General features: G+C 69.0%; 17 protein-coding genes and 1 pseudogene. 10 read left to right on the top strand and 8 right to left on the bottom strand.

All coding sequences use genetic code 11. The features are described from left to right. Positions 1 to 147 precede the first annotated feature (147 nt). From HS104_24600 to HS104_24555, 10 genes and pseudogenes are all read left to right on the top strand, one after another. Positions 148 to 846 carry a hypothetical protein gene (locus HS104_24600; protein MBE7483140.1) on the top strand — a complete coding sequence of 233 codons (699 nt, stop codon included), beginning with the start codon at positions 148 to 150 and terminating at the stop codon, positions 844 to 846. Then, positions 843 to 1,382 carry a hypothetical protein gene (locus HS104_24595; GenBank protein ID MBE7483139.1) on the top strand — a complete coding sequence of 180 codons (540 nt, stop codon included), beginning with the start codon at positions 843 to 845 and terminating at the stop codon, positions 1,380 to 1,382. The genes HS104_24600 and HS104_24595 overlap by 4 nt, the downstream gene beginning before the upstream one ends. A 2-nt stretch (positions 1,383 to 1,384) precedes the next feature. Beyond that, positions 1,385 to 2,356: a 4Fe-4S dicluster domain-containing protein gene (locus HS104_24590; protein ID MBE7483138.1), complete on the top strand. Its 972-nt coding sequence runs from the start codon at positions 1,385 to 1,387 to the stop codon at positions 2,354 to 2,356. Positions 2,357 to 2,372: 16 nt separating this feature from the next. Next, positions 2,373 to 3,635 (top strand): polysulfide reductase NrfD, encoded by a 1,263-nt coding sequence (nrfD, locus tag HS104_24585; protein MBE7483137.1) that lies wholly within the window; start codon positions 2,373 to 2,375, stop codon positions 3,633 to 3,635. Then, positions 3,632 to 3,868 carry a hypothetical protein gene (locus tag HS104_24580; protein MBE7483136.1) on the top strand — a complete coding sequence of 79 codons (237 nt, stop codon included), beginning with the start codon at positions 3,632 to 3,634 and terminating at the stop codon, positions 3,866 to 3,868. The genes nrfD and HS104_24580 overlap by 4 nt, the downstream gene beginning before the upstream one ends. 208 nt (positions 3,869 to 4,076) lie before the next feature. Next, a complete protein-coding gene (locus HS104_24575) occupies positions 4,077 to 4,391 on the top strand; it encodes a four helix bundle protein (protein MBE7483135.1) in 315 nt (104 codons plus the stop codon). 315 nt (positions 4,392 to 4,706) lie between these two features. Continuing rightward, positions 4,707 to 4,991 (top strand): annotated as a pseudogene (locus HS104_24570) (four helix bundle protein). 355 nt (positions 4,992 to 5,346) lie between these two features. Continuing rightward, positions 5,347 to 5,661: a four helix bundle protein gene (locus HS104_24565; GenBank protein MBE7483134.1), complete on the top strand. Its 315-nt coding sequence runs from the start codon at positions 5,347 to 5,349 to the stop codon at positions 5,659 to 5,661. A 314-nt stretch (positions 5,662 to 5,975) separates the two neighbouring features. Next, positions 5,976 to 6,332 carry a four helix bundle protein gene (locus HS104_24560; protein ID MBE7483133.1) on the top strand — a complete coding sequence of 119 codons (357 nt, stop codon included), beginning with the start codon at positions 5,976 to 5,978 and terminating at the stop codon, positions 6,330 to 6,332. A 286-nt stretch (positions 6,333 to 6,618) separates the two neighbouring features. After that, on the top strand, positions 6,619 to 6,933 hold the full coding sequence (locus tag HS104_24555; GenBank protein ID MBE7483132.1) for a four helix bundle protein: 315 nt from the start codon (positions 6,619 to 6,621) through the stop codon (positions 6,931 to 6,933). Between the two features lie 277 nt (positions 6,934 to 7,210). On the opposite strand, the gene HS104_24550 is transcribed toward HS104_24555, so the two are convergent. From HS104_24550 to HS104_24515, 8 genes are all read right to left on the bottom strand, one after another. Then, positions 7,211 to 9,334 (bottom strand): cytochrome c3 family protein, encoded by a 2,124-nt coding sequence (locus tag HS104_24550; GenBank protein ID MBE7483131.1) that lies wholly within the window; start codon positions 9,332 to 9,334, stop codon positions 7,211 to 7,213. A 9-nt stretch (positions 9,335 to 9,343) separates the two neighbouring features. Continuing rightward, the gene (locus HS104_24545; GenBank protein ID MBE7483130.1) at positions 9,344 to 10,990 is read right to left on the bottom strand and encodes a NapC/NirT family cytochrome c; all 1,647 of its coding nucleotides are present in this window, start codon (positions 10,988 to 10,990) and stop codon (positions 9,344 to 9,346) included. 13 nt (positions 10,991 to 11,003) lie between these two features. After that, positions 11,004 to 13,187: a cytochrome c3 family protein gene (locus tag HS104_24540; protein MBE7483129.1), complete on the bottom strand. Its 2,184-nt coding sequence runs from the start codon at positions 13,185 to 13,187 to the stop codon at positions 11,004 to 11,006. A 435-nt stretch (positions 13,188 to 13,622) separates the two neighbouring features. Further along, positions 13,623 to 15,071, bottom strand: a complete 1,449-nt coding sequence (locus HS104_24535) for an ammonia-forming cytochrome c nitrite reductase subunit c552 (GenBank protein MBE7483128.1) — start codon at positions 15,069 to 15,071, stop codon at positions 13,623 to 13,625. A 120-nt stretch (positions 15,072 to 15,191) separates the two neighbouring features. After that, positions 15,192 to 15,941 (bottom strand): hypothetical protein, encoded by a 750-nt coding sequence (locus HS104_24530; GenBank protein MBE7483127.1) that lies wholly within the window; start codon positions 15,939 to 15,941, stop codon positions 15,192 to 15,194. A 66-nt stretch (positions 15,942 to 16,007) separates the two neighbouring features. Then, complete coding sequence (locus HS104_24525) at positions 16,008 to 17,492, bottom strand: hypothetical protein (GenBank protein MBE7483126.1); 1,485 nt, start codon at positions 17,490 to 17,492, stop codon at positions 16,008 to 16,010. Between the two features lie 4 nt (positions 17,493 to 17,496). Further along, positions 17,497 to 18,663 carry a hypothetical protein gene (locus tag HS104_24520; GenBank protein ID MBE7483125.1) on the bottom strand — a complete coding sequence of 389 codons (1,167 nt, stop codon included), beginning with the start codon at positions 18,661 to 18,663 and terminating at the stop codon, positions 17,497 to 17,499. A 137-nt stretch (positions 18,664 to 18,800) separates the two neighbouring features. Continuing rightward, positions 18,801 to 20,222, bottom strand: coding sequence for an amidase (locus HS104_24515; protein MBE7483124.1), 1,422 nt, complete (start codon positions 20,220 to 20,222; stop codon positions 18,801 to 18,803). Positions 20,223 to 20,243: the final 21 nt, after the last annotated feature.

Raw genomic sequence — 20,243 nt, 5'->3', positions numbered from 1 at the left:
CCCGGGCGCGCCGCCGATCTCGGCATACTTCGCGCAGTCGCTGCGCCAGATGGGACCAGTTTCGCAATTGTCACGCGAAGTGGAGCGACTGGAGCGCGAATTGGTCGCGCGGCATCCATGGCATGGGCGTTGCTAGGGTGCCCCCACGTGCGCTCGCTGGTGCCGTTGACATGCGCGGTCTTGCTGCTCGGGGGCTGCGAGCCGCAGCCGCGGACCGGTCCTTTCAAGGAGCCGCCGCCCGCGCCGACCTCCGAAGACTCCATCCACGTCGGCCCGCTCAGCGGCAAGATCGACGGCAAGGAGTTCATCGGGAAGTCCGCACGCTACTATGTGGACCACCGACCGGGCTACGAGAAGATCGACGTCAAGATCTACGGAGTCGGCTCCAAGACTCCCTGCGGCGACCTCGACGAGCCCAAGCCCCCGAGCGTGTGGTTGCGCCGCGTCGGCGCCGCGAAGGTGACCGCCGAGAAGACCACCACCACGGTCGCCGAAGGCGGCAAGTGGGAGGTGCACTACCAGATTCAAGACAGCGGCTACTGGATCGGCAACGGTGACGCCAACGCGCTGGTGGTGACGGAGGAGGTCGGTCCGGATCTGAAGCTCTCCGGCGTCCTGTCGGCGTGCTTCCGCGATACCACTGGGAGCTGCGTCGCCGGCGAGTTCGCCGCGAGCTTCTGCCGAGTCAGCTTCGACGAGCCAGTACGCGGCACCGAGGCGATGGAGCGGCCAAAGCAAGTCATGCCGTTCGCTGCGCCGAGCGCCAGCGCCGCGCCGGCCCCGAGCGCCGGCGCCGCGCCCGCCCCCAGCGCCAGCGCTGCCTCGGCCAAGGAGCCGCGGCCATGAGGCGGCAAACGGCTCCAGTGCTGGTCGCGTTGCTCGCGCTCGTGGCCTGCCACGGTCCGGAGCCGCGACGCGAGACGAAGCCGGCGGTTCAGGGACCCGACGCGCGGCACGCCGCCGTCGAGCCCCGCTCCCAGCTCTTACCAGCGTATCCGTGCTCGGGCTGCCACGCCGGCCGCGAGGCGCGCACGCAGCGCTACGAGCTCAAGGAGTTCCACGAGGTGCGCAACCACGAGTTCTCCCACGGCGAAGACGCCTTCTGGTGCTTCCAGTGCCACTCGTCGAAGGATCCGGACAAGCTCGTCACCTCGAACGGCGAGATGGTGTCGTTCGACGAGGCGTACAAGATATGCACGTCGTGCCACGGGGACAAGATCAACGACTGGCGCAACGGCGCGCACGGTCTGATCGTGGGCAACTGGAACGGCACACGAACCAAGAAGTCGTGTCCCGCCTGCCACGATCCGCACGACCCGCGCTTCCCCTCCATCAAGCCCGAGGCGAAGCCGGCTCCCCCGAAAGGCCTGAAGGCGCTCTAGCCATGAAGAAGTCGCTGCCCGTCTACCGCGAATCGAGCCCCTGCTCCGGGGGAGGATGCGGGGATTCGCCGGAGGGGCACCCGCTCGAAGACGAGGCGTCGCGCCGCGACTTCTTGCGCGTCGCGGCCAGCGCCGCCGTGCTGCTGGCCGGCGCGCCCTCGTGCAAGACGGACTCGCCGGAGTTCGAGGAGCTCCTGCAGAAGCACTACAAGGAGCTCTCGGCGGACGACAAGAAGAAGATCTTCGCCCGCCTCGAGGCGCGCACCCGCGCGCTGACCGGCGTGAAGGTGAAGGTGTCCGATCCGGCGCCGATGGACGGCGTCCATTTCGCTTACGCGCTGAACCTGAGCCACTGCAACGGCAACCGGCGCTGCGTCGAGGCCTGCGCCCGTGAGAACAACCTGCCGAACGATCCGCAGATGCGCTACATCCGCGTGATCGAGGTCGACAACGGCTCGCAGCACCTGGAAAAGGGCACCGCCTACTACGACCCCGAGCGCGTGCCGCGGCCGGGCAAGTTCTACCTGCCGGTGCAGTGCCACCAGTGCGACAACCCGCCCTGCGTCCGGGCGTGTCCGACCAAGGCGACCTGGAAAGAGCCGGACGGCATCGTGGTCGTCGACTACAACTGGTGCATCGGCTGCCGCTACTGCCAGGCGGCCTGCCCGTACCACGCCCGGCGCTTCAACTGGGTGGCGCCGTCGATCGAGCCCGACCACGTGAACCCGGATCAGGGCTACCTCTCCAACCGCATCCGTCCCGTCGGCGTGGTGGAGAAGTGCACCTTCTGCCTGCACCGCACCCGCAACGGGCGCTACCCGGCCTGCTACGAGGCCTGCCCCACGGGCGCGCGCAAGTTCGGCAACCTCTCCGACCCCGAGAGCGAGGTGCGCAAGATCGTCGAGAACAAGCGCGTATGGATCCTCAAGGAGGAGCTGGGGACGGAGCCGAGGTTCTTCTACTTCTACGGCTGACCGAGGACGGAGCAGCATGGGACAGTTCGTCAAATACTGGATACGCATGGCCCGCTGCGCGGTCGTTGGCAGTCGTGCGTATTACGTCTGGATGGGCACGCTGCTGCTGTTCATCGTGATGGCGGGGCTCGAGTTCAACCACACGCTGCGCGCCGGGCTCATCGTCACGAACATGTCCGACGACGTGAGCTGGGGCATCGGGATCGCGAATTTCGTCTACTTCGTCGGTGTGGCGGCCGGCGCAGCGGTGCTGGTGGTTCCCGCCTACCTCTACCACCGCGAGGACATCAAGGAGCTCGTGCTGCTCGGCGAGCTGCTCGCCGTGGTCGCCGTCTCGATGTGCCTGCTCTTCATCATGACGGACGTCGGGCGTCCGGATCGCCTCTGGCACCTGACGCCGGGGATCGGTCACCTGAACCTGCCGAGCTCGCTCCTGTCCTGGGACGTGGTCGTGTTCACCGGCTACCTCTTGATGAACCTGCACATCCCCGGCTACCTGCTCTACAGCCGCTATCGCGGCAAGAAGCCGACGGCGTTGATGTACCTGCCGTTCGTCTTCCTGTCGATGATCTGGGCGATCAGCATCCACACCGTGACCGCGTTCCTGCTCTCGGGCCTCGGGAGTCGCCCGTTCTGGAACACGCCGATCCTGGCACCGCGCTTCCTGATCAGCGCGGGCGCTTCCGCACCGGCGCTCCTGATCATGCTGTTCACGGTGATCAAGCACTTCACGAAGCTCAACGTGAAGCAGAGCGTGTTCGACTATTTCTTGTACGTTCTGCGCATCGCCATGCCGATCAACTTGTTCCTGGTCGGCTGCGAGATCTTCCAGGAGTTCTACACCGGCTCGCTCCACTCGGCGTCGGCGTACTACTTGTACTTCGGCCTGCACGGCCACGCCATGCTGCCGGCCTTCATCTGGACCGCCGTCGCCTTCAACGTGTGCGCCACCATCGTCTTCCTGGTGCCGAAGCTGCGCCAGAACACGAAGCTGATGTACGCGGCCTGCGGGCTCACCGTGGTCGGCATCTGGACGGAGAAGGGCATGGGCCTGATCTTCCCGGGCTTCGTGCCGAATCCGCTGGGCGAGATCGTGGAGTACGCGCCGAACGCCGGCGAGATCATCCTGAACCTGGGCATCGTCGCGCTGGGCGCGTTCCTCTACACGGCGATGGCCAAGGTGACCATCGCGATCCAGTCCGGCGACCTGCGGGCAGAGGGCGCGAAGGCCCTGGACGCGGAGCCTGCTCCCGAGGCGGAGCCGAGCGGGGCCGAGTGAGATACGACGGGGACGGCCGCCAGCTCTCGTTCTCTTCGAAGGAGGAGGTCGAGGCGTTCCACGCGGAGCTCAGCGCCCTCATCCGCGGCGCGATGGTCGGCGCCACGCGCCACATCGAGGACCCCGCGGCGGCGACGGAGGCCTCCCGGGAGGTGATGAAGGAGTTCCACACGCTGATGCGTGCGCTGAACATCCTGCGCGGGAGTGGGGAGCTGGAGCGGAAGGGGGCCTGAGCGCGAGAGGGCGCGGGCGAGAGCGGGGGCGCGGGCGGGGGGAGTTTGCTCGCTCGCTCTTCCATTCTACCGCCGTGCTCGACCGCCTCCAGGCCAAGCCGCGGCTGACGCCGCGGTCGCCCGTCGCTCCGCGACGGGCGAGCCTGGACCCGGTCTGCGCGCGGCGGAGGAGCGCATGCGCTCTCACGAGCAGAAAGAGAGATGCGAGATGTTGCGAATCTACCCCATCACCGTCGAGACCATGCGCGAGCTCAGGCCGTTCATCGAGCGCATCGAGAGGAAGGATGGCGACCTGTGCCGACAGATGAGGAAGGCCGCGTCCAGCGTCGTCCTCAACATGTCCGAAGGCATGGGGTCGCGGGGCAAGCTCAGGCAGGTCAGGTATCACACTGCGCTCGGGTCGGCGCGAGAGACGCTCGCGTGCCTCGAGGTCGCGGAGGCGTTCGGGTACATCCCCGAAGTGGATGCCGACATCAGGGCGCGCTTGGACCGCATCATCGGCACGTTGGTGAGGCTCGTGTAGAGCGAGGGCGCGGGCGAGAGCGAGGGCGAGAGCGCGGGCGCGGGCGGGGGCGAGGGCGCGGGCGAGAGCGAGAGCGAGAGCGAGAGCGAGGGCGTGGGCGGGGGCGGGGGCGGGGCGAGAGCGCGGGCGCGGGCGCGGGCGTGAGCGGGGGCGCGGGCGAGAGCGGGGGCGCGGGCGGGGGGAGTTTGCTCGCTCGCTCTTCCATTCTACCGCCGTGCTCGACCGCCTCCAGGCCAAGCCGCGGCTGACGCCGCGGTCGCCCGTCGCTCCGCGACGGGCGAGCCTGGACCCGGTCTGCGCGCGGCGGAGGAGCGCATGCGCTCTCACGAGCAGAAAGAGAGATGCGAGATGTTGCGAATCTACCCCATCACCGTCGAGACCATGCGCGAGCTCAGGCCGTTCATCGAGCGCATCGAGAGGAAGGATGGCGACCTGTGCCGACAGATGAGGAAGGCCGCGTCCAGCGTCGTCCTCAACATGTCCGAAGGCATGGGGTCGCGGGGCAAGCTCAGGCAGGTCAGGTATCACACTGCGCTCAGGTCGGCGCGAGAGACGCTCGCGTGCCTCGAGGTCGCGGAGCGCGTTCGGTACATCCCGAAGTGGATGCCGACATCAGGGCGCGCTTGGACCGCGTCATCAGAAGCGCGAAGGCGTGAGAGCGAGGGCGCGAGGAGCGCGGGCGGGCGTGAGCGCGCGGGCGGGCGCGGGCGGCGGGCGAGCGCGGCGCGGGCGCGGGCGGGCGCGGGCGCGGGCGAGAGCGCGAGCGGGGCGCGGGCGGAGGGGGCTCGCTCGGAGTTGCTCATTCTACCATTTACCGCCGTGCTCGACCGCCTCCAGGCCAAGCCGCGGCTGACGCCGCAGGCAATCGCCCGTCGCCCCGACGGGCGAGCCTGGACCCGGTCTGCGCGCGGCGGAGGAGCGCATGCGCTCTCACGAGCAGAAAGAGAGATGCGAGATGTTGCGAATCTACCCCATCACCGTCGAGACCATGCGCGAGCTCAGGCCGTTCATCGAGCGCATCGAGAGGAAGGATGGCGACCTGTGCCGACAGATGAGGAAGGCCGCGTCCAGCGTCGTCCTCAACATGTCCGAAGGCATGGGGTCGCGGGGCAAGCTCAGGCAGGTCAGGTATCACACTGCGCTCGGGTCGGCGCGAGAGACGCTCGCGTGCCTCGAGGTCGCGGAGGCGTTCGGGTACATCCCCGAAGTGGATGCCGACATCAGGGCGCGCTTGGACCGCGTCATCGGCACGTTGGTGAAGCTCGTGTAGAGCGAGGGCGCGGGCGCGGGCGCGGGCGAGAGCGAGAGCGCGGGCGCGGGCGCGGGCGAGAGCGCGGGCGAGAGCGAGAGCGAGGCGAGCGCGGGCGGGGGGGGCGGGCGCGGGCGCGGGCGCGGGCGAGAGCGAGAGCGCGGGCGCGGGCGCGGGCGAGAGCGCGGGCGCGGGCGGGGGGAGTTTGCTCGCTCGCTCTTCCATTCTACCGCCGTGCTCGACCGCCTCCAGGCCAAGCCGCGGCTGACGCCGCGGTCGCCCGTCGCTCCGCGACGGGCGAGCCTGGACCCGGTCTGTGCGCGGCGGAGGAGCGCATGCGCTCTCACGAGCAGAAAGAGAGATGCGAGATGTTGCGAATCTACCCCATCACCGTCGAGACCATGCGCGAGCTCAGGCCGTTCATCGAGCGCATCGAGAGGAAGGATGGCGACCTGTGCCGACAGATGAGGAAGGCCGCGTCCAGCGTCGTCCTCAACATGTCCGAAGGCATGGGGTCGCGGGGCAAGCTCAGGCAGGTCAGGTATCACACTGCGCTCGGGTCGGCGCGAGAGACGCTCGCGTGCCTCGAGGTCGCGCAGGCGTTCAGCGGTTGGAGCGCACATCCCGAAGTGGATGCCGACATCAGGGCGCGCTTGGACCGCATCATCGGCACGTTGGTGAGGCTCGTGTAGAGCGAGGGCGCGGGCGAGAGCGAGGGCGAGAGCGCGGGCGCGGGCGCGGGCGTGAGCGGGGGCGCGGGCGAGAGCGGGGGCGCTTGGGGCGCATCGGCGGGGAGTTTGCTCGCTCGCTCTTCCATTCTACTGCGCCGTGCTCGACCGCCTCCAGGCCTGCCTTCCATTCTACCTGACGACCGCGCTGCCGCGTCGCCCGTCGCGCTCCGCGACGGGCGAGCCTGGACCCGGTCTGTGCGCGGCGGAGGAGCGCATGCGCTCTCACGAGCAGAAAGAGAGATGCGAGATGTTGCGAATCTACCCCATCACCGTCGAGACCATGCGCGAGCTCAGGCCGTTCATCGAGCGCATCGAGAGGAAGGATGGCGACCTGTGCCGACAGATGAGGAAGGCCGCGTCCAGCGTCGTCCTCAACATGTCCGAAGGCATGGGGTCGCGGGGCAAGCTCAGGCAGGTCAGGTATCACACTGCGCTCGGGTCGGCGCGAGAGACGCTCGCGTGCCTCGAGGTCGCGGAGGCGTTCGGGTACATCCCCGACGTGGATGCCGACATCAGGGCGCGCTTGGACCGCATCATCGGCACGTTGGTGAAGCTCGTGTAGAGCGCGGGCGCGGGCGAGAGCGAGGGCGTGGGCGGGGGCGTGGGCGAGAGCGAGGGCGTGGGCGAGAGCGAGGGCGTGGGCGGGGGCGCGGGCGCGGCGCGGGCGTGGGCGGGCGTGGGCGGGCGGGGGCGGGCGCGGGCGGGGCGGGGCGAGCAGGGGGCGCGGGCGCGGGCGTGAGCGAGGGCGCGGGCGCGGGCGAGAGCGAGAGCGCGGGCGAGGGCGAGGGCGTGGGCGCGGGCGAGAGCGCGGGCGGGGGCGGGGGCGGGGGCGCGGAGGGTCAGTGACTGATCAGCGCCCAGAAAATGGTCCCCGCCAGGGTCAGCCCGAGGGCGATGGCCGCGGCGCCGAAGATGTTCACGATGAGCTTCCACTGGGCCCACTCGCCGAGTTGCTTGTGCCCGTCGAGGGTGCCCTCCGCGGTCATGCGTTCGTATTGCGCCGCGCGCTCGTGCTTCAGCTCTTCCTCGGTGATGTGGCCCGAGAACATCACCGCGTCGTACGGGAACTTCTCGGGGCGGAAGTGGCTGTTGAAGAAGTGGAAGGTGAAGATGAAGCCCGCGGCGAGCAGCGCCTCGTCGCTGTGGATGATGTGCGCGACGTTGATGGACCAGCCCGGCAAGAAGCGCGAGAAGGCCTCCGGGTACCACATCACCAGGCCCGAGAGCCCGATGACCGTCACGCCCCAGAACACGGCCATGTAGTCGAACTTCTCCCAGTAGGTGAAGCGATCGAACTTGGGCTTGGGACCGCGGCCGAAGAACCACTTGAAGTGGGCGGTGATGTCCTTCAGGTCCTGCCAGCGCGGGAAGGGCGAGTCCGGACCGAAGGCCAGGCCGAGGAAGCGCCGGAGGCTGAAGCTCCCCTTGTCGTCGACGTATTTGTGTCGGTTGCGCCGGACGAGCACCATCAGGCTGCCGATGTGCAGGACGAAGTAGGTGAGGGTGATGATGGCCGCGAAGCGGTGCACGCTGGCGGCGACGGCCGCGCCGCCCATTTGCTCGAAGATGGCGTGAGCCCAGGGCTTGGTGTGGAACTTGAGCGGCATGCCGGTGATGACCAGCAGCATGAAGCTTACGATGACCAGCGCGTGCACGAAGCGATCGATGGGGCGGAAGCGCCGGTAGAGCTTGGCGCCTTTCTCTTCCCGCACGCGCCGCTTCATCTCTTTGAACGCGACCGGATCTCGGAAGCGCACGATCAGCGTGCGCATCAGCCAGAGTAGGCTGTGGATGCCGAAGAAGCCGAAGGTGCCGACCAGGAGCCCGGTCATGCTGACGTAGGCCCAGTACAGGTTCGGGTAGTTCTTCTTGTCGCCGTGATCGGCGTGCGCCAAGAAGCCGGCGAAGTTGGGGGGCGCGCCGACGTGGCACTTCTGGCACGTGCCCAGGCGGTTCTCGGCGGAGAGCGTCGAGGCGGCCTCCTTGGAGGGCCAGATCTCGTGGGTGCCGTGGCAGTCGTGGCAGGCGGCGACGGCAGTGTCCCCGAGGTCGTGTGCGCGACCGTGGTAGGTCTCGAGGTAGCGCTTGGTGCGCTCTTCGTGGCACTCGCCGCAGATGCGGTCCTCCGCGAGCTTGAAGCGTCCGCCCGGTTCCACGATCGAGTGCGCGCTGTGGCAGGTCGGGCAGGTGGGGGCCTTCTTGTCGTCCTCGAGCTTCTCACCCTTCGCTTCCTTCACCAGCGCCTTGGCGTGGACGCCCTTCATGAACTCGTCGCGAGGCCCGGTGTGGCAGCTGCCGCAGGTTGCGGCGACCTTCTGCTTGTTCACGGTCGAGCGCGGGTCGGACGCCGCGAAGATCCGGTGTGCCTTGCCGTGACAGTCCGCGCAGGAAGGCGCCACCACCAGTCCGTAGGTGAGCAGGCCCTTGCCGTGGATGCTCTCGACGTAGCTCCGGACGGCCTCCGGCTGCTTGATGCCGAGCTTCTTCGCGAGCTCCGGGTTCTCATGGCACTTGCCGCAGGTCTTCGGCGTGTTGCGCGCCGAGACGCTCGAGCGCTCGTCGCTGGACTTTCGCACGTCGTGGACGCCGTGGCAGTCCTCGCAGGTGGCTGCGTCTTCCTTGCCGTCCTTGAACTTCACGGCGTGGATGGTCTCGGCGTAGGCCGCCGACGCTTCCTTGTGGCACGAGGTGCACTGGCCCTTGCCGACCTCGCCCGGCTTCTTCTCACCCTCGGGCGGCGCGTGGCAGTCGGAGCAGTCGAGCTTGGCGTGGACGGAGGCCTTGATGGCTTCGGTGATCTTGTCCGGGTTGGTCTCGAGGGCCGGCCGGGGATCGACGGGGGCTGACGGCTTGGGCGGGGCTTGCTTGCGCGCGCGCCCGCCGCGCCCGCAGCCGGCCAGCGCCTGCATTCCGACCAGCGCCGCCAGGCACAAGGTCAAGAGGAGGACGAGCTTCGCTTTCATCTTCGCGCCTCACTTCTCGTGGCAGTCGTTGCACTCCCTGCTGGGGCGTTGGCCGGCGTTGTGGCACTGGTGGCACATCACGGTGTCGTGACCCTGCACGTCCAAGTGCTCCTTGGGCATCTGCCAGGGGTGCCAGTCCTCGTGGGCCTTCGGGTCCACTTGGCCGAGCGCGGTGGGTGCGCCGCGCACCGGCTTGGTGTGGCAGGTCGACTCGCAGTCGTGGGCCAGCACCTTGCCTTCGGGGGACACGTGCTTGCCGTCGTGGCAGCGGAAGCACCCCGCCCAGTAGCGGTGGCCCAGGTTCTTCGGGTAGGTCTGCCAGTCCACCTTCATCTCCGGGAACACGCCGCGGTCGAACAACTTCTGCGAGACGTCGATGGCCGTGTCCACGTCCTTGGCCCGCTGCTCCAGGACCTCCGGCTTCTCCTTCTTGTAGAAGTCCAAGATGTAGCTGCGGATGCCGTCGTGGGCGGACTGTCGGTCCGGGTAGACGCGGAACAGCGCCTCCACCGACGCCTTCTTGATCCAAGGTAGGTCCGCCGGAATGCGTCCCTTCAAGAGCGCCTCGTCCACGCCCGAGTCCGGGGTCGGGAAGTCGTGAGCCGGCCGGTTGTGGCAGTCCATGCAGTCCATGGCTCGGTGCGGAAGCGCGTCGATGGCCGCCTGCGACAGCTTCGTCTTCTTCGCCGTGTAGGTGGTCTCGGAGCCGTCGGCGTGCACGACCTTCGTCCAGGGGATGACCTGGAGCTTGTCGTCCGCGGCGACGTAGGTCACCTTGTTCGTCACGAGCATGTGCCAGTGGATGCCCTGGCTCTGCCCGTGGGCCATGGCGCCGCCGCCGGTCTTGAGCGTCAGCGAAATCTGCTCCGCCTCGTTCGCCTCGTTGTAGCGGAAGTGGGGCAGTTGCAGGAGCGTCGCCCCGAAGAACTTCTCGGGCCAGTGGCAGCGCTCGCACGTCTCACGAGCCGGTCTGAGGTGCGCGATGGGGGTGGGGATCGGGCGCTGATACTTGCCGCTCGCGACCGCCAGCACCTGGCGCACTCCGGACAGCTTCGAGCGCACGTACCAGCTGGCGCCCTCGCCGACGTGGCAACTGACGCACGGCACGCGGGCGTGGGCGGAGTCGGAGTAGGCCACGAACTCCGGCTTCATCGGCACGTGGCACATCTGGCCGCAGAAGTAGACGCTCTCGGTGAAGTGGAAGCCCTGGTAGCTGGCCCACACCACCAGCGTCGCCACCAGCACGCCACCCACGGTCGAGTAGGCGAAGATCTTCCGCTGACGGCGGTCGTTCAGATCGATCTTCGGGTAGGGCAGATCCTGGAGGCTCTCGACCTTGCGCCGGCGGCCCGCCTCCCAGCGCATGCCGAGCAGGAACAGCACCACGCCGAAGCCCAAGAGGCCCGGGAAGACCATGTACGTGAAGATGCCGACGTACGGGTTCGGCGCGCCGGAGCGGAGCTCCATGACCATCGAGATCGCGATCAGGATCGCCGCCAGGACGACGATCAGGCCGCCCAGGTGGCTGACGATGTTGAAGTAGAGCGGCGGCCGCACCGGGGCCTTGGAGACCGGACTCTTGGACTTGGGCGACTCGGACACCGGAAGCTCGGTGCTCTCGGGCTTGGAGGAGGGGGGCGGGGTCGGCGTCGTCATCTCACGAGGCTCCTCACTTGGAGTTGAAGATGTGGCACCCGTAGCACTGCTGGGCGTCCGGGTTGTGATTGGCGCGGGTGGTGTGGCACTTCAGGCATTCGGCCCGACCCGGGAGCTTCTTCCTGTGGGTGTCGTGGCAAGCGTTGCACTTGTCGTGGCCCTTCGCCGTGTGCGCGCGGGGCAGCGACTTGTGGCACGACGAACAGCTCGGCGGCGTCACGTCGTGCTGCTGGTGGCACGACTTGCAGTCGGAGTGCTTCGGCCCGCGGGTCTTCACGGCCGCGACCACGGTGCCGTGACACTTCACGCAGGTCCCCCAGAGCTGGTTCGGTTGCTGGTGGGCGTCGTGGCACTGCGTGCACTTGTGCTTGGTGCGCTGGACCTTGAGCTCTTGGGTCTTGTGGCACTGGCCGCAGGGCTTGGGGCTGGTGGGCGTGTGGGTCTGGTGGCACTGCGAGCAGGCCTCGTGCGTTCGCGGCTTCCACAGCTTCACCGAAGCCTCCTGCACGGCGTGGCAACCCGTGCACGGCTTCGACTTCACCTCGCCGTGCGCGCTCTTGTGGCAGGTGTCGCATTTGGCGTGCTTTCCAGCGGGTTGTGCGATCTCCTGGTGGCAGTTCTTGCACTGCGCGGCCTTGCCGACCGGCGGCCCGTGCGCCTGGTGGCAGTCGTTGCAGGCGCCCGTGTGCACGCCGGTAGTCGGGTTCTTGTGGCAGCTCTGGCAGGCGGCCACGTCCGCGCTGAACGAGTGGTTCTGGTGGCAGCTCGCGCAGCGGGTGTGCTTGTCAATCTTGGCCGTGACCACGGCCTGCGTCTGCTTCGCGTGGCAGGCCTTGCAGGCGTTGCCGGTCCCGGTCGCGGTGTGCGGCTGGTGGCAGGTCTGGCACGCCGCGGCGCGGTGCCGGCCGGGGCCGCGCTCGGTAGCCGCGAGCTGGGGTTTGTGGCAGCCGCCGCAGCTCTTGGTCTCGGTCTTCGACTGATGCGGGTCGTGGCAGGTGGTGCACGATTGGTGCTTGTGCCCGGGCTTCTTGTGGCACTTGATGCAGGTGGTGTCCTCTTCCTTCACGCTGTGCGGCTTGTGGCAGTTCGTGCACTCGGCGTGGGTGTTGCTCTTCCAGCCGGCCAGCATCGTGACCTGGTCCTGGTGACAGTCGCGACAGCCGGCGAACGTCGCCTTGAACTCGTGGGGCTTGTGGCACTCGGCGCAGCGGTCGTGGCGGGCGGCCACGGACTTCGTCGCCTGCGCCTGCTCCTTGTGGCAGTTGTGACAGCCGGTCTTCAGGTCCTCGCGTGAGCCGTGGGCCTCGTGGCACGAGCCGCAGTCGAACTTCTCCGGCTGCTTCTGGTCGTGAAACTCGGTGGTGATCTTGGCGTGGCAGCGGCCGCAGTCGGCGCCTTTGGAGTACTTGTCAGCCTTCTCCTCGTGCGGGCTGTGGCACAGGCTGCACGCCTTCAAGTTGCCGTGGATCTGTGAGGGCGGGACGCCCTTCGCCTCGATCACCGTCGCGTAGCGCTGGCTGCGCTCCGACTTGTCCACGCCGCCGTGGCAGCGCCGGCAGTCGTGCGACGGGGTCTGCGCGCCGCCGCCGACCTTGGCCAGGTAGTTGTGGCACGACACGCAGCTGATCTTCTCCGGACGCCCTTCGAGGCGGTGCTTGCCGAAGACCTTGATGTCGTCGTGGCATTTGCCGCAGGCGTCCGGATCGGGCTCCGAGCGGTGCTCCTTCCAGACGTGGCAGCGCGAGCAATCCAGTGGCTCCTCCGCCTTGAGCACGTGCTTGGCGTGCCCCAGGCTCTTCGCCATCTGCCAAGGCTCCGTGTTGCCGCTGGTGTGGCACCTCTTGCAGGAGGTCTTGTCGAACTTGCCGTGGGGCGTGGTCTTGGTCTTCGAGCTGAGCCCGTAGGCCCACTGCCGCACGTTCTGTTCGAACCGGCTCTCGTGACAGTCCGTGCAACGCTGGTTCTTGTGTGCGCTGTCGTGGGCCTCCTTCACGGCGCCGACGTGGCAGGAGTCGCAGAAGGTGGGGTCCTTGGCGATGCGATCGACCTTCCAGGCCCCCGCGAGGCTCGTGAGCGCGAGCACAGCGATGACGATCAGCATCCACGGACCACGACGCGACCACCAAGGGCGACGCGGGGGTGCGTCGTCCTTGGAGTCTTCGGGCGGGGGCGGTGGATCGGGGCTCTCGTCGCTCAAGGTCGAACCTCCTGCCGGGCCTCAGTGGCGGCAGGCGCAGGACCCCCTCGGTGCGCGGAGCGCACGTTCCCGAACGCTGCGCGAGCTACAAAGCACGCTCGCACGCCCAGGACCGCCATCTCCGTTTCTCTTCCTTCGCTCGGTCTCGCCGTGCAGAGTAAGCAAGCTACATGCCTTTCGCGAAATTTGGATCCTGCTGCTCCGGTCGGGACTTCTGGAGAGAGTCTGCGCAAGGCGTGCAGCCGGGGTGCTAGATGCCGCAGATTTCGCTCGCATCCTCGCGATCCCCTCGTGCGACCGCGGCTCGTCTTGGTCACTGAGCGGTTCAGCGGCGCTTCGTCTCGTGGGCCGGATGGGAGCACAGCGAGCCACAAAACCGCGAGCCCCCTCGCCGTTTGTGGCGGGGGGCTCGTGGGTTCCCGGAGGGGTTCGTGCTCAGGGTCGCGTGGGCATCGCGACGGGTGCACCGCCGGTGATGGCCTTGACCGAGTCCCAGAGCAGCTGCTTCACGTAGAGCGGGTTGTGCACGCCCTTCGCGCCGCCGCGTGCGACGAGCAGGTAGTTGTAGAGCGCGCCCGCTTGGTCGCCGGTGAGCCCGCTGATCGGGCGAGGCTCGTCGTGGTTGTACTCCGTGTCGGCCAGCTCGGCCGTGGTCAGCGCCGCGTACGGCGCCGCTTCCGAGCGCGTCAGCATGTTGGCGTTGTTCAGCGCCACGCGCAGCTCCTGGATCAGCGCCGAAACGGTGGACTGGCCGCCGCCGACGTTGAAGCTGGTCGCGTTGGTGTGGCAGCCGGTCTGCTTGCAAGCGCTGAGCTGCGGGTAGAACGAGTGATCGCCGATGTTCTGGTTCCCAGCCACCTTCGGCATGTGGCAATCGGCGCAGCCGCGGCCGAGGCCCTGGTGCGTCGACGTGCCGTAGGTCACCGACGGGAAGTGATAGCCGCCCTTGCCGGAGTAAACGTCTGACTGCGGTCCCAGGTGCGGGCCCCAGTGGATACTGGTGACGTTGTTACCCGTGGCCTTGATGTAGTTGGTCACGTCCTTGCGGGACTTGTGACACCACACACAAGCGTTGCCGACGCCGTACTTGCCGGCCTTGGTGCCGTCCGAAGTGGCCGCTGCGGAGCTCTTCTCGATCAGCACCTCGTCGTTGGCGCCGGTCTTCGAGCGTAGCGGGAACGAGCCAGCGGTGTACTGTGCGCCGGTCACGTGCGGATCGGTGTTCTGGTTGGCGTCGTGGCAGGTGGTGCAGTGCACGACTGCGACCTTCGCCGTTCCGCCGTAGGTGGCCTCGGCGATGGCGCTGGAGGTCGAGTTCTTGTAGTTGAGCTGACCGTCTGCCGCGCCGGCCGGACCGGTCGTGCCGCTGTACTTCATGGTGCCGGCGATGCGCTGCTGGATGCCGTCGATGGCGTGGCAGTTGCCGCAGGTGCCGCCGCCCGTCCAGGTATCGGCCTCTTCGCCGCCCAAGTTCGAGACGTAGACCGCGAAGTGGGTGCTGGTCTTCCACTGCTCCACGATGCCGCTGAAGCCGTGGCACGGGCTGAGGCAGCTGCTGGTCAGGCCGCCGTCAGCGCTGCCGCCGGGACCGGTCGCGCCGGTCGGGCCGTCGGGACCGGTCGCGCCGGTCGGGCCGTCGGGGCCGGCGGGGCCGGTCGCGCCCGTCGGGCCCGCGGGACCCGTTGGGCCTGCCGCACCGGCGGGGCCGGTCGCGCCCTTGGCGCCATCTTCTCCGTCCGAGCCACACGCGATAGCGGACGCTCCCACGGAAACCGCGCACAGCAGCAGCCACGCGTAAGGTGTTCTCTTCATGACAAGTGACCTCCGGTAACGAAGGGCATCCTTCCCCAGTCCGTAGTTCTGCGTCAATGGCCAGTGGGCCATTTGGGTGCGGTTTTTCAGCGTTCTCTCGGGAAATCGCGCAAGTCTTGCATCTGATGCGGGTTCCTTGGGCCGAAGCCGGAAAATTCTGCGTACTTTGGGGCCTGGCCGCTGGATCGATTGCTATCTCGTCGCTGGCTCGATGGCCTCGGCCTCGACCAGGACCGCGTACTTGTAGCCGCTGCCGAAGTCCTTGTCGGTTGCGACCTTGCCGCGCACGAGCACCGTGTCGCCAACCTTGGGAAGCGAGTCGAGCAGCGTCGTCACCAGGAGGTCGTTCGTCTTGTCGCTCGCCGACCCCGTGCCGTCGGCCAGGTGGAGCCAGGTCTTGCCCATGATGCCACGGTTGAGCTTCACGATCACGCCACGCACCGCCACGGGCTTGCCGTCGTGCGCCTTGGGCGCGCGCGCGATCTCTTCGATGGTCTTGGCGTTGGGGCCGCTCGCTCTCTCGACCTTCACCGGGGCCCCGCTCGGGGACGGCGCGGCGCTCATCCCCGCGTGGGGATCGCGCCCGCTGCTCGGAGCACCCGCCAAGACGCCGAAGTAGACCTCGTCGAAATCGCGTCCGAGCGCAGCGCTGCGGTACGCGGTCATGAGCACCGCCCGCGTCACCGTGACCCGCTCGCCGACGGGAACTTCCGCGCGTGGGACGGCCGCCCACACCTTCTCCTGGCCGGTGTCGAGGTTCAGATACGTGTAGGAAGGCAGGCTCAGGCTCTCCACCACGACGCCGCTCACGCTGGTGACCTTCGCTCCGGGCGTGGGTCGCGGGACCTCGTCGAGCACCCGCGCACTCGACGAAGGCATCGCGCCGGCGTCCTCCGCCTCGACCGGCGCGGGGCGCTTCGCGCACGAGACCAGGGCAATCATCAGAACCGGGGACCAGGGTGGCTTCATCGGCGCGTAACGTGGCGCGGTCAGCGCTCTTCGTCAAAGTCAGTGCCGGATGCCCACCAGGCGAAGCTCACCTTGGTCGGAGTAGAAGTGGACCTCCATGGCCCGCGCCGCGGGGCGGCCCCGACGGCTCACGGTCACGCTCACCACGAAATACGGGCGTTCCAGCTCCGGCAGCGCGATCTCGACCTCGTCGAGGGTGGGCGGAACCCGGCGCGGCGGCGAGAGCTCGCGCCCGTCGTCCCCGAGGAACCGCAGCTCGTAGTGGGTGCTGTCGGCGTTCTCGACGCCGGCGCGCAGCGCCTCGTCGGCGAGCACGAGCGTGCGCGCGGAGACCGCCTCGACCTCGCAGGGTGTGACCCGAGAGAACCAGTAGGAGATGAGCGTGCGCCGCCGGGCCTCGAGCGCGCGCACCAGGTGCCGCTCGAGCTCGGGATCCGACAGGTCAGCCGCCCGCACGCTCGCTTCGAGCGTGCGGGACGGGACCCGCGCCAGGCGCTTGGCGATCCAGTAGCCGTCCGACGCTAGCAGGCGGTCCACCGGCTCGTAGGGGTGCCCGAGCTCGTAGCGCGGATCGAGCTCGGGAAGGAACACCCGCAGCGTGCGCTCGAGGGGTTTGCTGCTCGGGCGCGGGCGGGCGAGGCCCAAGGTCAGGAGGTTCTTCCACGCCGCTCCTTGGACCGGGCCGACCGCAGACACGCGGTGGTGGGTCGGAGCGAGCCCCGCCGCGCCCAGCGCGTCGTGCAGGCCGACGACGTAGTGCCTGACGTGACCAAGTCCCGGACGCCCGACGTAGGCATCGACCAACCGGCTCGGCCCGAGCTCGCGCAGGTCGAGCCAGGCCGCCAAAACGCCGAGCGCGCGCAGCGTGCGGCGATCGCGGTGGGGAATGCGGTCGTTCGGGTCGTCGCCCCGCGGGTAGGTCATGTCGGTCGGACCCAGCGTCACGCCGACAGGCCAGCGCACGGCGACCCAGCGCCCGCTGTCCGGTCCGTCGCTCCGCGAAAGGCCCAGCGGTCTTGGCTCGACCAGCCAGGTCTCCGGTGTCAGGTAGCCGATCGCGCGCACCAGCCGGCTCGCGATCAACGCCGCGGCGGTGTCGGTCGCCGGCAGGCCCGGGTGATCGCCGAGCAAGCGGTAGGCGCGCCCGCGCGCGTCAGTGAGCAAGAACGAGCCGCCTCGGCGCTCGACTCGCGCCGGCGGTTTGGGCGGCCCGTCTGCGGCGTAGGCGCGCTCGAACGCTTCGCCGTCGAGCGCGATCGGGGAGAACCAGCTCGAGCGCGGCACCTCGTCGAGCGCGTTGACGTCTCGCGCGTAGGGGAAGCGCTCGGCGTCCAGCGCATCCACGACAGGGCGGCGCAGGAACACGTCGGACAGGTAGAAGGCCTCGATGAAGGCGTTGCTGCGCGGGATCGCGATGGGCCGGTCGTCGCGCGCGTCCGTGACGGGGGGGCGATCGCGGAAACGTGCGGGCTGGTAGGAGCAGCCGCCGAGGGCGAAGCAGAAGAGCAGCCAGCGCGCGATCATGCCATCAGCTCCTGTGCTGCCGGTCCCCGAACGACGACGCCACGCCGAAGTACAAGAAGAAGCGCGCACCGTCCGGGCTGCCGGAGATCGCGATGGAGCCGAGCGGCGCGTTCTTGCTGTAGACGTCGAAGCCGAAGCCACCGGCGTAGCGCAGCCCTTCGAGCCGGAGCTCCGAGAGGCTCGGCGCCACCGTGGCGACGTCACCGAACGCGCGCGCCGCCAGGTAGCGCGCGATGGCCCAGCGATAGTCCAGGGACGCGACCGCCGAGACGAAGTCGCGCCGGTCGTCGAAGCCGCGGAAGTCGGGCTGGCGCGGCAGCTCGACGAAGGGCACGGGCCCCTCGGTCACCTGGAGGCCGTCGAGCACCAGCTTCGGCGACAGGACGTTGCCGGGCTGGAGGAGCTGGAAGAACCCGGCGACTCGCCCGCCGGCGCGCACGAAGTTGTGACGCGATTCGCTGACGCCGTCGCCCCGGCCAGCGTAGCCCTCGAGCAAGAAGCCCGGCGCCGGGCCGGCGCGCGAGGCGCGGGTGTCGAGGCGCAGCGCGAGCTCGCTGTAGACGGTCTGCACCGAGGAGTACGCGCCGGGCACGCTACCGGGCTCGAACACCGCGCCCAGCGTGTTGGCGGCGTCCGGGGGATCGAGCAAGCGGCGTCGCGAGTAGCTGGTCGAGATGAACAGCTCGGTGTCCGCCGCGGGGCGCACCCCGGTGCTGGCGATGAAGCGCTCGCGCTGCTCACGGTAGGTCGCGGAGAGCTCGGGCGCGGTCGGCCGGAAGCGGTTGCGAGGGTCGCGCTCGGGCTCCTGGCCGACACCTCGGTAGCCCACCGAAGAGCGCTCGTCGTGCAGCGCCTCGAGCGACAGCGCGAAGGGCAGCGGCTCGCGGAATCCGAGCCTCAGGCGCGACTCCGTCACCAGGTCGTGGGCGCCGCCGTAGCCGGCGCGGACCGTGGTCGCGACGTTGCCGGCCCGGCCGATGACGCGAACGCCGACGTTCGCTCCCGTCCCCGTCTCGACGAAGGCGGTGGGGAAGATGCGGATCTCACCTTCGCCGGGGTGCAACATGTCGTCGATGCGGGGGACGACCTGCTCTTCTTCGATCAGGCCCGCAGCGGTGCCCGTCGTGATGAACACGAGCTCGGTGGCGGTGCGCGGCACGTAGAGCAGCACGTTGGCCGCACGCCGAGCCGGATCTCCGGGCTCCGACTCCTGTCGTTCGACGCCGGTGATCTCCGGCGGCTCGGCCGCAGGCGGGTCCTCCGCCCGCGCCGGGAGTGCCCAGAGCCCGAGGCACAGCGCCGCCCGGGTCAGCGCGCGATGGGCGGGACGCGAGACGCCCAGGGGCGAGCCTCCTCGAGCTGGGCCGACAGCCTGAGCAGCGTGGCTTCGTCACCGTACCGCCCGACGAGCTGCACACCGACCGGCAGCCCGTCGGCGTTCCAGAAGAGGGGGACGTTCGCCGCGGGCTCGCCGGTCATGTTCTGCAGCGGTGTGAAGGGCGCGTATTCGGCCGCGAGGAACAGACCCGCGAGGGGATTGTCGGGGACGTCGAAGCTGCCGAGGGGCGCCGGTGGTCGCGCCAAGGTGGGCGTGACGAGCACGTCGAGGTCGGCGCGCTGCTTCGCCCACTCCCGGGAGAGGCGCTGCAGGATGCTGATCGAGATCAAGTACTCGTGGGCCCCGCGCTGTCGGCCCGCCTCGGCCAGCGCCCAGCTCATCGGCTCGACGTTGTCGGGGCTGGCCTTGCGTCCCGTGAGCAGCGCGAGCCCGTCGAGGGTCGCCGCGGCTCCGGCGGTCCAGAGCACCGAGAACGCCTCCATGAACATGTCAGCCGGCAGGAACACGTCGCGCTCGACGACGTCGTGGCCCAGCTCGGCGAGCAGCTTCTTCGCGTCGTCCAGCGCAGCCACGCAGTCCGGGTGCACGTCCACCCCGGAGATGGGCCGGGCCGACACGCCGATGCGCAGCTTCCCCGGCCGCGTGCGCGCCTCCTCGACGAAGGGGCGCAGGGGCGGCACGGCGAAATACGGGTCGCCGATCGAGGGACCGTGCGTCGCGTCGAGGATGGCCGCGCTGTCGCGCACCGACAAGGTCACGGCGTGCTCGGCCACCAGGCCGCCCATCACGTCGCCCAGGGCGGGTCCGAGGCTGTTGCGGCCGCGCGTGGGCTTGAGCCCGAACAGCCCGCAGCACGCTGCCGGGATGCGGATCGAGCCGCCGCCGTCGTTGGCGTGGGCGGCGGGCACCATTCGCGCGGCGACCGCCGCCGAAGAACCACCGCTCGAGCCGCCAGTGGAGTGCGCGAGGTTCCAGGGGTTCTTGCAGGGGCCGAACAGGACCGGCTCGGTGGTCGGCAGAAAGCCGAACTCCGGCACGTTCGTCTTGCCGACGAAGATGAAGCCGGCCGCCCGCAAGCGCTCGACCAGCACGCTGTCCTCGTGCGCCACGAAGTCGGCCAGCATGCGTGAGCCGCTGGTGTAGCGAACGCCGTCCACCGCCGCGAGGATGTCTTTGACCAAGAACGGAACGCCGGCGAAGGGACCCGAGCCCAGCGGCTTCCTCGCGGCATCGCGCGCCGAGTCGAACATCGGCGTGACCACGGCGTTCAGCGCGGGGTTCAGCTTCTCGATGCGGCCGATGGCGTGCTCGACGAGCTCGAGCGGCGTGGCCTGCTTCGTTCGCACGAGCTCCGCGAGCGCGGTGGCGTCCAGGCGGTCCAGATCGGTCATGGCCGGGCATCATACGGAACA

The organism is Polyangiaceae bacterium (assembly GCA_015075635.1).
Lineage (GTDB): Bacteria > Myxococcota_A > Polyangia > Polyangiales > Polyangiaceae > JADJKB01.
Note: the sequence above shows the minus strand (reverse complement) of the source record. Positions and strands in the feature narration are given on the sequence as shown.